This window comes from Psychrobacter sanguinis (genome assembly GCF_020736705.1).
GTDB lineage: Bacteria > Pseudomonadota > Gammaproteobacteria > Pseudomonadales > Moraxellaceae > Psychrobacter > Psychrobacter sanguinis.
Window position 1 is genome coordinate 2992116 of record NZ_CP085990.1, and the last position, 13642, is coordinate 3005757.

Below are 13642 nucleotides of genomic sequence, written 5' to 3' on the forward strand. Positions count from 1 at the left end.
TACTAACATACAACTAACTACTAAAGCACAACTAGCTTGCTTTTAATATCGTATGCAAGCTCTCAGTGACGTTCTTCGATTTAACCACCTGACTAAGCTGCTGTAACTGCTGCTTAGCAATACTACGCACTGGCTCTGCTAAAGTATACCAGCGCGATAGAGTCTGCAGTAAACGTGATGCTAAGACAGGGTTTGTCTCATCTAGCTTTTGTACCACACCAACATAAAGCGCTAACCCTTCTTCGGTCCAAAGCTTAGTCGGCTGAGCGGCAAAGCTACCCACAACCGCACGAATTCTATTGGGGGTACCCCAATCAAAGTCTTTGCGCTCAATTAATGCCTGAACATCTGAAACAGTGGCAGTATCATCACCAGCTCGTACACTAAACCATAAATCCATCACTAGGGCTTCTTTATTAAAGCGCTGATAGAAGTCAGCCAATACCGCTTGTTTTTGTGAGTGATCATGATTGACCATAGCACTTAATGCCCCTAAGCGTTCAGTCATGCAGCTGGCATTTTGATACTGCTGATAGGCCCAATCATGAGCAGCTTCAATACCTGCGGTGAGGGCCATATCCAGTACCACATTACGTAGGGCCCGCTTACCTCTAGCTTCTGGTGTGTCCTCATAGCTTTCGATAGGTAGGCTATTATAGACTTGTTGCCAATCACTAGCCATTACCTGAGCTAGGCTATTTTTTAGCGCGTCTCGTTTGTCTTTCATGACAAGCGGCTGATAATCACTACTGAGCGCTGACGCAAGTTCACGCTCGGCAGGAATATCTAAAATTCTTGCCGCCAACATCGCATCTTCTTCAATTAGGCTTAAAAACGCTTTTTTGACGGCTTGCAAATAAACATCTGGTTCATTATTTTGCAATAAAATTTGATTTACCAACGCTTGGGCACTTTGCCACTGATTAAAGCCATTGGTCTCATGAGCCAACAAGAAGGCCAAGTCAGCCTCACTATATTGATATTTCATTTGTACCGGCGCACTAAAGTCACGTAGTACAGATACGATGGGCGCAATGCCATCTACTGTGCTCACATTATCAAACACAAAGTCTTGCGTCTCTTTTTCTAACATCAACAAGCGTTCTTCGATTAGTTCGCCAGTACTTCTGTCAAATAAGGCAGTCGCTACAGGGATGGGTAAGGGTTTGGGTGCGTCATACCCCTCTACTTGACGTGTTTTTTGAGATAAAGTGACTGTCAACTTGCCCGCCTTGTCATCACCTTGCTCAAAATGCTGATGACCTAGGACCTCTGGTGTTCCAGGCTGAGTATACCAATCGATAAAATGTTCAACTGATTTGCCTTCAGCACTTAACGCTGATAGCCAATCCTCTACGGTCACCGCTTGACCATCATAACGCTCAAAATAAGTGTCGGTACCTTGACGGTATTCGTCACCCAAGGTATTGGCCAACATACGCACTACCTCGGCCCCTTTTTCATAGACAGTGGTGGTATAAAAGTTATTAATTTCCACAAAACTGTTAGGGCGTGGTGGATGGGCCAACGGACCTGCATCTTCCGTAAACTGATAAGCACGTAGCATCGATACGTCATCAATACGCTGTACTGCCGGAGACTGATGATCTGCAGAGAAGGATTGATCGCGATACACTGTCAAGCCCTCTTTTAAACACAACTGGAACCAGTCGCGACAGGTGACGCGGTTTCCAGTCCAGTTATGGAAGTATTCATGGGCAATAATAGACTTCACACTGAAGCTGCGTGCATCTGTGGTGGTCTCAGGACTAGACAAGACACACGAGGTATTGAAAATATTTAAGCCTTTATTTTCCATCGCCCCCATATTAAATTGACTTACCGCCACAATCATATAACGGTCTAAGTCATAGGCTCTGCCATAATTGACCTCATCCCAGTGCATGGAGTCTTTCAAGGCTTGCATCGCGACATGGCACTTATCGATATCATAAGCTTTTGCGTAAATCTGCAATTTAACCTCACGACCCTCAATAGTGGTATAGCTGTCTTCCAATACCGCTAAATCGGCGAAAACACAAGCGAATAGGTAGCTTGGCTTTTTGCTCACGTCATGCCACACCGCATAGTGACGGCTGCTGTCCCCTGCCACTTCACCTGATTCGATTAAATCTCCGTTGGCCAATAAGGTAGGAAATTTCTTATCTGCTTCCAAGCGAGTGGTAAATACCGACAATACGTCAGGACGATCTGGATAATAAGTTATCTTGCGAAAGCCTTCTGGCTCACATTGAGTAACGAACATAACGTCATCGCCTTCTCCAGCGATATATAACCCTTCAAGCTCGGTATTTTTCTGTGGTTGATGATGTACGCTAATCTTTACGATTGCCTCATCGGGTGCATTTGAGATGACCAGCTTTTCTTTATCAAGCTGATAGTCTCCCTCTTGCAGCGTTTTATCATTAACACTGATTGTTGTTAAGGTCATGTTTTGACCTAACAACACCAAGTCACCTGGGTGCTGTCGTTTCATCATCAATACGCTATCGACAGTGGCATGATCTTCAAATAATTTAATATCAAGATCCACCTTGTCTACAGAGTAGCTTGGTGGGGTATAATCTTTTAAATAAATTTTTTGTATGTCATTGTTATTATCAGTATTCTCAGTAGTTGCCTCGACTGCTTCAGGATTATGGGCTGGCGCGTCTGGCGTCAGACTATCGACAATCATTGCATCGTCTTTGGCATCAGTATTGGTTAAATCTGTCATATTATTTCTCTTTATTAACTAATTATCGTTAAGTAGCTATCATTAGATGACCGTCATTCATTTCATCGTGAGTGGTCTTTATTAGGCGGTGTTTACTAAGTGGCTATTATTGGGTAAACAGTATTGAGTAGTCAGCAAGATATTTATGGTCTCTGAGCCTTATATTTACGCAGTATTATTTATTGCTGATTGATGCTAATTTTTATAATACTGTTTTTAGAATACTAAGTCCTATATTGTAACATTCTGCCTTTTTTAAACCTATGTTTGGCAAAATATGTTATCAATATGCCTCATTAATTATCGTACTTTTATTAAGCATAAACTATGTCATTAACTACCTCACCCACTTTATTAAAGTTAGACCTGATTTGCGCCCATATTATTGAAGTGGTTGATCACCTTTATAGTGACGCTATCAAAGAAACTGAAAGAAATAATGACAGCATTAAACCTGTGGCCATGTCTATATTACTGGTCAGTGATTCTGAAATTCAGGCTTATCTCTTAAATTATTGTGCAGATAAAGGGCAACAAGTCGAGCTGACTTCACTGTCTATTTCTGAGTTTCTAGGCACTGGCTTCAACAAGCGTTATAGCTTAGGCTGCTTTATTGATGCTACAAATTCTACTTTAAATGCGTCTGATTTAGATACGGTTAGCAATACACAACTTAATCAACAAAGTTATCAAAATATTGCCATTAGATTGCGTGATCTATTTGCTGAACAAAGTCTACTATTAACTACGACACCGACTGCTCAGCTTAATTTTAGTAGCTTAGGCTATACAACATTGCCTCTTAACACCGATGACAACACTGCCGATTTAATCATTTGGCAGTTCAATCTATACGACTATAAGCAGCGTCCCAATTGGTTAAATGCCAAATACTGGGCCAATCCTGAAAATTTCGACAAATATCGTTGGTAACTTATTTTATGTTCCTCTTTATATTTAGCTAATTACTATAATTTTAAAGTCACCGTAATTTGAAGGTGTCAGTATTCTAGATTCCTTTTATTGATTAAGTTTTTAGTGTAAAAACTGATGTCAAAGACAATAATGGTAGTCAATAATCAAGCAGTGATTTGACCTCCTCCCCTCGCTAAACCGAGGGGATTCCTACCGCTAGACGGTCAAGCCCGACCGCGAGGATGTTCTTAGCAGCATTGATATCTCTATCATGCCATGTGCCACACTCAGCACAAGCCCATCCTCTTATTCGCAAGCCTGCTCTACCTTTCGGACTACTGTCACTTATTTTAAGGCAGTACGAGCAGGTCTGGGTAGTGTAACTCTCATTTACGATCTCAAGCTGACAACCTGCATACTTGCATTTATATTCCAGTTGTCGTTTAAGTTCAAACCATCCTGCATCATATGTCGATTTAGCCAGATTGGTTTTTTTAGTTGTAAATGAGCATGATTTCACATCACCAACTACAATTAAGGCATTATCCTTAACTAATTGGGTGGTGAACTTATGAATTAAGTCTAATCTTGTGTTTTTGATTTTGGCGTGGATTGCTTTAACACGATTTTTATTGCTAGCACGTTGAGCGACAGCAAGCTTTTTAGCCCATCTTTGAGTCTTCTTAATAGTGAGTTTATCACCCATTGAGGTAGTAGCAGACTCTTTTAAGCCCAAATCAATACCAACGCTGCCCTTACCACTTACCTGCTTAGGAAAGTCTTTAACGGTAATACACGCATACCAACGATTACGACTATCTTGTACTATCTCTAAGGTGTTAATTTGATATAGGCTTAGGTTGTAGCTATCGAATACATCGATGATGAGCTTTTGACCTTTAGATAAGGATAGCTGTATGGTTGATTTAAGTGCCTTCTTAGTAAGCATCCGACCAACCCCCTATTGCGGTGGCACCCAGCGATGAGGTAACAACTCATCCAGACCCTCTTGAGTAGGCAGGCGTCTTAGCACGTCTGTCAAATAAGCAGACACATCCAAACCATTTAAGCGAGCTGACTGAATGATTGACATAATATTCGCAGCCCGCTGCCCACTTCGCAGCGAACCGGCAAACAACCAGTTTTTACGCCCAAGTGCCCACGGACGCATCTGATTCTCCGCCCAATTATTATCAATCGGCAGCCTGCCATCATCTAGATACTGAGTCAGCGCCTGCCAACGTTTCAGGCAATAATCCATCGCCTTACTAATACTGGCATTTTTAGTGGTTAACTGCCTTTTTTCTTGTAACCATTGGTGCAGCTTATCGGCAATCGGTTTGGCTTTTTCTTGCCTGATTTGCCGAACTATTTGGGGATCTCTTGGCATTGGGGGTGTATTTTTTTCAAATCGCTCGTCAATCTCACGTTCAACAGCATACAACTGCCTAAATAACGTTAATGCCTCAATGCTCACGATACTTTGGCCAGTGATATGCAGTTCATGAAACTTACGCCGTGCATGGGCCAGACAACCGATTTCTGTCACACCTTGATGAAATAAGAACTTATACCCGCTGTAATCATCGCAAACCAGCTTACCGCGCCACTTATCTAAAAAGGCTTTAGGATGCTCATTACGACGGCTTTCAGCAAAGTCATAGACCACCGCTTTTAAGGAGCTGTGCTGTGGCGTAAGATACGCCCAGACATAGCCTTTTTTTAATGATTTACCACCTACCTTTACATGGTTCTTCATGATAGATACCGGGGTTTCATCGGCATGTAAGATAGGCTCAGACAGTAATAGTTCATGCAAGCGACTGACTAAAGGCTCAAGGGCAACGCCGCAGCGTCCTACCCAGTCTGCCATAGTAGCATCGGGGATATTTACCCCACTTCGCTGATAGATAATATTCTGCCGATATAACGGCTGATGGTCTGCATATTTGCTAATAAGGATGTGTGCAAGCAGCTCTGGGGTGGCGATGCTTTTGTTAATAATCTGCTTGGGGGTAGCCGCTTGATGAATGATGTCACACTCACGGCATACCCATTTAGGGTAGATGTGACGCTCAATATAAAACTGCTTAGGGATAATGCCAAGTTTGTCTTGTTTATCCTCCCCAATTCGCTTCATTTGACAGCCGCAGTCACAGACGGTGGTAAGTGGTTCATGAACCCAGGTTTTCACCTCAAGGTTGTCAGGAATCACTGTGTATTTGGCACGCTTTGTTTTTCTAGGCTGATCAGTGGCTGAAGCTGGCAGCTCATCTGTGTTCTCTTTGCCGGCTTTAAGCTCACCCTCATTAATGAGGGTTTCTGCCTCAGTACGATCAATCGCAGGCAGCTTGGCAAGCTCATCTTGGCTTAAGCCGCTAAGGTAGTCATCTCGGATTTGTTCAAGCTGCGCTAAGTCCTCTTGCGCGGCCTCATAGTTTAAGTGGGTTTGTCTGGCAGTGATGCCTTCGCTTTTTTGTCCATAGAGCCGGTGAATAAGCTGCTTTTGTTTTTCGATGAGTTCAAGCACTTGTTCATATAGCTTGTGGTTTTCCTCAACCACTTGGTTAAAAAGCTGCTGTAGTTGATCGTGACTTGTGTTCGTTTGAACAAGCTGTTGCTGCAGGTGCTCATTACGCTGTTCAAGCAGGTGGATTTTCACCAGAAGCTCGGCGTAAATGGGGTCTTTTGATAAGTCGGATAAGTTAGCAACAGTCATGGCGATATGTTGCCAGAGTTTTATTTGCCTGTCATCTGCTATTTATAGGATGGGGGTTAATTTATCTTTGCCCATGTTACGCCAAGGCAGTCCACTGATTAAGGCGTTAAATTGTTCACGGTTGATGCTGATACCAGTCTGAGTGGTGGTGAGCGGCTTGGTTAAGCCATGAAATTTATTGTCATCGAGCTGACGGCTACAAAGCCATACGCCAAGCCCATCATGAATGAATACTTTTAGGCGTGTGCCTGCTTTGTTGTAAAACAGGTAGGCACAGTGAGGGCGAATGCTTTGGTGCTCGGTGAGGATGTAGGCCATTAGTTTGCCACTACCACATCGCATGTCCATAGGCGTGGTGGATAGCCAGATGTGAGTGATGGGTATCATTGCAGCCCTCGTAGTAGGTCAATCAAGCTTTGAGTGTCTATTTGGCTAATGTTGAGGTTTATCGTCCCAGATGCTCGAGCTGTGATTTGCAGTTTGATGTTCTTTATGACGGATGCTGAGCGTAGATGCGCACCTTCAGGCTCAAGATGGATTGGGATAAAGTGCGGGTTTGGATCATGAGACCTGTTTATAGCACCAGGTAATGTGTCAGCTTGAGCATGTGCCCGCTGATACTGGCGTTTCCAGTTATGTAGAAGGTTTTGGTTAATGCCATGCTCTCGGGCAATGCTGGCAATTGATCGACCTGAGTCTGTCGCTTCTTTTACTAAAAGCGCTTTAAACTCAGCGCTGTAAGTTCTTCGTTTGGGTTTATTAGGGGGTTGTGTTGTCATGTTAGTGTCCACGATTATTTGTTCATGGACACTATCTCGCATTTTTTAATAGAAAAAAAGATGGGATGGTCGGATGCTTACCCTTCTTACCTGTCTGCCTTGTTTGCAAATACTTGATAGCAGATTTCTTAAAGGGGATCCATCCCAATGATTTACGCTTGGCATCAGGTCTATTAGTACGCCAGTTAAGTTTCGCTTTTTTAAACTGCTTGCGAGATTTAGCATGAGTCTCGTTAATGGCTTGTAAGGTTTGGCTGTGTAGACCTAAATACTCACCGCTACCTTTGGTGTATTGGCTTAAATCATAGGCTGAAAAGTACTTACCTGTGCGTCTTAAATGCTCAAAGCTTAATGCATTAACATAGTTCCACGCATAGTTAACACTCCCAGCTAGTTTGTTTAGCTGGTTTGCATGTTTGTCTTTGATGCGTAGTTTGAGTGTTTTCATATGCTTAGTATGGCCAGGTTAATTTTAACTTACAACCCTTTAACGACTTCTGACGACAGTGTGTGTCGCCGTAAAACCACCCCCTGAAGTGGGTGGTTTACGGCGAATGGTGATAAAATGCTTGTTTAATTTTTCAAATTTTGTCATTATCTCGATATGAATTTACAGTAAGACTACTTACATAAAGTAACATCTGCTTTTAAATGTGGTATATTTACCATCAAAGTATCTAGCCATTAATGTAGTGTTGGTTATCGAGCGATATACAACAACATAAGTAACCGCATAAGCTCGCAACACTTTTTAGAAATCTGAGGATCTAATATGTATTCATCATTAAAAATTTCGGCAATTACCCTAGTTTCTGCAGCGCTTTTAAGTACAGTGGGTTGTGCCACTAAGCCTAAAAACTCTGAGTTTGTGGTAGCTCCTATGGCTGTACCTGGTAATGCAGCTTACCAAACAGGTCCTTTGGTGAATAATTCAGCAGAAGTACAAGCCGCTGCTCAAAATGTGCGTAGCATTGTTCGCTTCCCATTTGATAGCAGTGAGATTGAAGCTGAAGCAGCTAGCATTTTGAATGATCAAGTGGCTTTTTTAGCCAGCCACCCAGATGCTAGAGTATTAGTAGCTGGTCATACTGATGAACGCGGTAGCCGTGAATACAACCATGCATTAGGTGAGCGCCGTGCACAAGCAGTTAGAAACTATTTGGCTAGCCAAGGTGTGACTGATGCTCGAGTTGAAACTATCAGCTATGGTGAAGACCGTCCGGTTGCCGCTGGTACTGATGAAGCCTCTCACACTCAAAACCGTCGTGCAGAATTATCTTATTAATCTATTTATGTTAAGAAATACCTTGTTAAGATAAACCGAATTTAAACACATAAATTAATAAAGTAAATTTGAAATGACCGTTTAAAGACCTAGCTTAGGCTGTAATGCCAGTCAGTTAAGGCAAAAACTCCCTAAAAGTAATAAAATAGCCCATCTAATAAGTAGATGGGCTATTTTACTATAAGACTACAAGACGCTATTAATGAGACGCATAAAAGGATCCCAGACACCCTAGAACAATTTAGTGAATTAATAGACCCTGAGTGGATACAGCAGGCTTTAGAATATACGGGCAAAGCGAGCATTAGAAGACGTAAGCTACCTGCCGAACACGTTGTTTGGATAGTCATCGGCACAGCTTTATATCGAAACCGTTCCATCTGGTATATCACAGAGCAAATGCGGCTTAATATAGACTCCCAGGCCTGTGTGCCCAGCGCTGGGGTACAAGCAAGACAACGCCTCGGGCATGAGCCTCTAAAGCAGCTATTTCATCAACTAAGTACTCACTACCAAACAGAATCACGAGCCCAGCAGCAAGACTTCATGGGACTTAGCGTCCAAGCTGTAGACGGCGTCGTATACTCACTCCCATACACTGATGAGAACCTTCAGCACTTTAGCTCAAGCAAAGGCAGAACTAAAGAGGCGCCCTATCCCCAAATGCGTTCGGTATGTCTGATCAATACTGACACGCATGAGATCATTGACACAACCCTTGCAGATATGGGTCAAGGAGAGATCACCTTAGCCCGTCAGCTAAATGTTCAAGACAACAGCATTACGCTCTTTGATAGAGCCTATTTCTCAGCAGACCTACTGATTAGTTGGCAACAAGCCCATCCAAACAGCCACTGGCTCATGCGGGCTAAAGATAATCTGCGTTACACTGTGATTGAAACCTTTAGTGAAGGGGACTACTTAATACAAATGCCCGTCTCTCCCCAAGCTCAAAAGAAAAATCAAAACCTACCTGCTACTTGGCAAGCTCGATTAATTGAGTGTCGTTATGAGGGTAAGACAAGACGATACATCACCTCTTTAATAGATGATAAACGATTTACTAAGGATAAAGTGGCACAGTTTTACTTGCAGCGCTGGGAGATCGAGATGGCTTTTAGGGAAATTAAGTCTGATTTACAGCAGGGGCTGTTGTTAAGAAGTAAGCTGCCACAGCTTGTGTTACAAGAGTTCTGGGGGCTTATGATTGCTTATAATCTGATAAGACGTTTGATGCGATATATGGCTCTTAGAGCTAAGGTTAGCCCTCTACGAATCAGCTTTCATATGGCGTCTATTACGATTGTCGATCTGTTACGGTTTGCACCTTTACAGGCTGCAGGACTCTTCCCTAAGTTGTTAGATGCACTTTTAGAGGAAGGAAAATTGTTTGTTATTCCTGAACGCAGAAAGCGATCTTGCCCGAGGGTGGTTAAGGGCAAACCACAGAAATATCCAAAAAAAATACCAGTCAGCCTTAACTGACTGGCATTACAGCTTAGGCTGGGTCTTTTGCATTTAAGAGTTAGTATTATTGTGGATATCACTATGAGTAATATAATATTAAAAGACGTACACTATTTCAGCTTTGATGATAAAGGTAATGATTTACCCCTATCTTCACCGCTCATTACTACTTGGATCGCTGTCGCCACCTTAGAGTATGGAGACAATGATGGTAGAGATCTGGCTAAACCTTTAAGCACTATACCGGTTAGTAACCAACTTCAGAAATATGCCGTAAGAAAGCTACTTTACCAATTGGCATTTAAACGGTTTGAAGCAGCTGGCTTCCAGTATGTTGATGATTATAGAGAAATCTATAGTGAAAACAATAAAGCTACTGAACCTTATGATTTATTAAGTCAACAACATCTAGCCCTTATTGATACCAATTTCCCTTATCGCTTACTGCCTTTTAATTATTACGTTTGCTTTAGTCATTCAAGTAATCAAGTCACTTGCGCTATTAATAAATACTGCCCTATTGGCATTGATACCGAAATAAATACTATATCACTACAGGTAGCACAACGTTTTTACAGTAGTAAAGAAATTCAATGGTTACAGCAGCTAAGCCCCGATCAGCGATCAGAGGCCATAAGCGTATTATGGATGTTAAAAGAAACTTTAATAAAGAAAACCATGGCAAATGAAGCCAAATTATTGTCTGGGCTTAAAAAAAATATGCTGCTTGCTGCAAAGGACCTATTGCCTTCATATCAAAATAAAAAGCGCAGCTCTTTTAATACCATTAGGACTGTTTCCTCTCAAACTATAAGCAAACCTTCAAAGAATACCATTTATGTTTATCTACCTAAATATAATTTAATTGCTATGTGGTAAAGCAATCTTTACTACAAAATGAATTAAGTGTAATCCTATCTTTATTAGTTACTATTTCTTAGTAAAATCAAATTATTCTTAATTAAAATAGATAAATAGCTGAGTAAGCCATAGGTCAAAGATAACAAAAAATTTCTAGCACAAAAAAGCACCCCCGAAGGAGTAATGCCAGTCAGTTAAGGCAAAAACTCAATAAAAGTAATAAAATAGCCCATCTAATAAGTAGATGGGCTATTTTACTATAAGACTACAAGACGCTATTAATGAGACGCATAAAAGGATCCCAGACACCCTAGAACAATTTAGTGAATTAATAGACCCTGAGTGGATACAGCAAGCTTTAGAGTATACCGGCAAAGCGAGCATTAGAAGACGTAAGCTACCTGCCGAACACGTTGTTTGGATAGTCATCGGCACAGCTTTATATCGAAACCGTTCAATTTGGTATATCACAGAGCAGATGCGGCTTAATATAGACTCACAGGCCTGCGTACCCAGCCAGCGCTGTGGTAAAAGCAAGACAACGCCTCGGGCATGAGCCTCTAAAGCAGCTATTTCATGCTCACTACCAAACAGAATCACGAGCCCAGCAGCAAGACTTCATGGGACTTAGCGTCCAAGCTGTAGACGGTGTCGTATACTCACTCCCATACACTGATGAGAACCTTCAGCACTTTAGCTCAAGCAAAGGCAGAACTAAAGAGGCGCCCTATCCCCAAATGCGTTCGGTATGTCTGATCAATACTGACACGCATGAGATCATTCACACAACCCTTGGAGATATGGGTCAGATCACCTTAGCCCGTCAGCTAAATATTCAAGACAATAGCATTACGCTCTTTGATAGAGCCTATTTCTCAGCAGACCTACTGATTAGTTGGCAACAAGCCTATCCAAACAGTCACTGGCTCATGCGGGCTAAAGATAATCTGCGTTACACTGTGATTGAAACCTTCAGCGAAGGGGACTACTTAATACAAATGCCCGTCTCTTTTCAGGCTCAAAAGAAAAATCCAAACCTACCCGATACTTGGCAAGCTCGATTAATTGAGTGTCGTTATGAGGGTAAGACAAGACGATACATCACCTCTTTAATAGATGATAAACGCTTTACTAAGGATAAAGTGGCACAGTTTTACTTGCAGCGCTGGGAGATTGAGATGGCGTCTCGAGAGATTAAGTCTGATTTATAGCAGGGGCTGTTGCTAAGAAGTAAGCTGCCACAGCTTGTGTTACAAGAGTTCTGGGGGCTTATGATTGCTTATAATCTAATAAGACGTTTGATGCGATATATGGCAATTAGAGCTAACGTTAGCCCTCTACGAATTAGCTTTCATATGCCGTCTATTACGATTGTTGATCTGTTACGGTTTGCTCCTTTACAGGCTGCAGGACTCTTTCCTAAGTTGTTAGATGCACTATTAGAGGAAGGAAAGTTGTTTGTTATTCCTGAACGCAGAAAGCGATCTTGCCCAAGGGTGGTTAAGGGGAAACCACCGAAATATCCAAAAAAAATACCAGTCAGCCTTAACTGACTGGCATTACCCCGAAGGAGTGCTTTTTTACAATCTTGGCTTAACCAATAAAATAATTAGAAGCGGTAAGTTAAACCAGCTTTAACGATTGGGTACCAAACATCATTATCTTCGATGTCTTTACGAGCTTCTTCTTTGAATTTCTCAGTAGCATCAACGCCATTTACAGTTACATTTTTCGCATCAATGTTGGCATCCATTTTGCCCATATAGGCTGCACCGATTTCACCAAATAGACCCCATTTCTGATCAATATTTGGATGATAACCGATAGTTAAGTAAGGAGCTAGTGTGTTTCTGTTTTCTACTTTAGCATCAACATAACCACCTGCTTGTGCATTAGCTACAGTATATTTAGTGCCATTAATCTTAATGTCAGCACCATTTGCATTATCGGTAGTTAGACGAGCTTTAAGCTCGTTATCTGGAACGATAATACCAGTACCAACAGTGAAGTTAGTTGCCCATGGACGTAAGTTAACACCAAGGTATGGGTTGCTGAAGTCAGCGTCATATTTCATGTCGCCTTGGAAGTTACCGTAACCATCACCTAGTGCTTTACCCCAGTTGATCCAAGAATCGCTAGCATCTAAATCTTTAGTACCGTCGTCGCTGAAACCGTTCCAACCAGCAGTTAGTTCAGTAGTATCGTTTAAGCCCCAAGCAATGTTAGCACCATAACCTAAAGTACCAATCTCAGCACTTACTGCAGCTGGGTGAACAACTGTGTCAAAGATAGTTCTAGTAGTACCAACAACAGCACCAGTAGTGTTAGCGATAACGCCAGCATTTTGGTCATATTGGTAAGCAACTGGTTGAGCATCAACAACAACTACTTGGTTAGCTGGTTGAACGTCTGTTACTACTACTGCTGGTTGTGTTTCATATACAACAGCTTGGTTAGCAGCCATAGCAGCTACTGATGAACCTAATACTGCAGTAGCAACTGCGGTTAATTTAAAAAGTTTCATAACATCTCCAAAATATATAACTTAATGAACCATGATTAAGTGTCTAATAAACAAAAGAGCAATTCAAGCAATCTATCATAGTCATGTACGCAATCTCTCTGCGATACACGAGCTTATAAAAAGGTAGCTCGAATTGCTCATCCATGAGACACCCTATTGAGGTTTCCCGTATCCATATGTGTATTAAACACTTTTTTACAATTAATGTCATCCCCTAAAAGTAACCTTTTAATAGAGATTCTGTAATTTTTACTTACAATTTGTAAGTTGGGTTGCATTATACCCTATCATCAGGTTTAAAACCTAATAATTTAATTACAAATATAAGTATTGGTCCAAACTGAAAAACTGAACA

12 protein-coding genes and 2 pseudogenes are annotated in these 13642 nt (G+C 41.7%); 7 read left to right on the forward strand and 7 right to left on the reverse strand.

All coding sequences use genetic code 11. The annotated features are described in order from the left end of the window. Positions 1-31 precede the first annotated feature (31 nt). Positions 32-2737, reverse strand: coding sequence for an aminopeptidase N (pepN, locus tag LK453_RS12585; RefSeq protein WP_227674491.1), 2706 nt, complete (start codon positions 2735-2737; stop codon positions 32-34). Between the two features lie 327 nt (positions 2738-3064). Between pepN and LK453_RS12590 the strand changes: the two genes are divergently transcribed. Beyond that, on the forward strand, positions 3065-3670 hold the full coding sequence (locus LK453_RS12590) for a DUF6231 family protein (protein ID WP_201538406.1): 606 nt from the start codon (positions 3065-3067) through the stop codon (positions 3668-3670). A gap of 175 nt (positions 3671-3845) precedes the next feature. On the opposite strand, the pseudogene LK453_RS12595 reads toward LK453_RS12590, so the two are convergent. From LK453_RS12595 to LK453_RS12615, 5 genes and pseudogenes are all read right to left on the reverse strand, one after another. Continuing rightward, a pseudogene (locus LK453_RS12595) lies at positions 3846-4604 on the reverse strand (RNA-guided endonuclease InsQ/TnpB family protein); the annotation flags it as partial. A gap of 9 nt (positions 4605-4613) precedes the next feature. Then, entirely contained in the window at positions 4614-6371 is a 1758-nt protein-coding gene (gene tnpC / locus LK453_RS12600; RefSeq protein ID WP_227945148.1) for an IS66 family transposase, read from the reverse strand. A 42-nt stretch (positions 6372-6413) separates the two neighbouring features. Further along, on the reverse strand, positions 6414-6758 hold the full coding sequence (gene tnpB / locus LK453_RS12605; RefSeq protein WP_227945161.1) for an IS66 family insertion sequence element accessory protein TnpB: 345 nt from the start codon (positions 6756-6758) through the stop codon (positions 6414-6416). Further along, positions 6755-7150 (reverse strand): IS66-like element accessory protein TnpA, encoded by a 396-nt coding sequence (gene tnpA, locus LK453_RS12610; RefSeq protein WP_227945149.1) that lies wholly within the window; start codon positions 7148-7150, stop codon positions 6755-6757. Before tnpA ends, tnpB begins: the two co-directional genes overlap by 4 nt. A 64-nt stretch (positions 7151-7214) precedes the next feature. Next, positions 7215-7598 (reverse strand): annotated as a pseudogene (locus LK453_RS12615) (RNA-guided endonuclease InsQ/TnpB family protein); the annotation flags it as partial. Between the two features lie 324 nt (positions 7599-7922). Here LK453_RS12615 and pal point away from each other — a divergent pair. From pal to LK453_RS12645, 6 genes are all read left to right on the forward strand, one after another. Continuing rightward, positions 7923-8435 (forward strand): peptidoglycan-associated lipoprotein Pal, encoded by a 513-nt coding sequence (pal, locus tag LK453_RS12620; protein WP_201530072.1) that lies wholly within the window; start codon positions 7923-7925, stop codon positions 8433-8435. Between the two features lie 165 nt (positions 8436-8600). Then, positions 8601-9920, forward strand: coding sequence for an IS4 family transposase (locus LK453_RS12625; RefSeq protein WP_227945162.1), 1320 nt, complete (start codon positions 8601-8603; stop codon positions 9918-9920). Between the two features lie 63 nt (positions 9921-9983). Then, a complete protein-coding gene (locus LK453_RS12630; protein WP_201538620.1) occupies positions 9984-10781 on the forward strand; it encodes a 4'-phosphopantetheinyl transferase family protein in 798 nt (265 codons plus the stop codon). Positions 10782-11007: 226 nt separating this feature from the next. After that, complete coding sequence (locus LK453_RS12635; protein WP_227945163.1) at positions 11008-11319, forward strand: transposase domain-containing protein; 312 nt, start codon at positions 11008-11010, stop codon at positions 11317-11319. Further along, a complete protein-coding gene (locus LK453_RS12640) occupies positions 11288-11974 on the forward strand; it encodes an IS4 family transposase (protein ID WP_227945164.1) in 687 nt (228 codons plus the stop codon). Before LK453_RS12635 ends, LK453_RS12640 begins: the two co-directional genes overlap by 32 nt. A gap of 99 nt (positions 11975-12073) precedes the next feature. Continuing rightward, a complete protein-coding gene (locus LK453_RS12645) occupies positions 12074-12316 on the forward strand; it encodes a hypothetical protein (protein WP_227954001.1) in 243 nt (80 codons plus the stop codon). A 56-nt stretch (positions 12317-12372) separates the two neighbouring features. Here LK453_RS12645 and LK453_RS12650 read toward each other — a convergent pair whose 3' ends face one another. Further along, a complete protein-coding gene (locus LK453_RS12650; RefSeq protein ID WP_201530364.1) occupies positions 12373-13287 on the reverse strand; it encodes a hypothetical protein in 915 nt (304 codons plus the stop codon). Between the last annotated feature and the right edge of the window lie 355 nt (positions 13288-13642).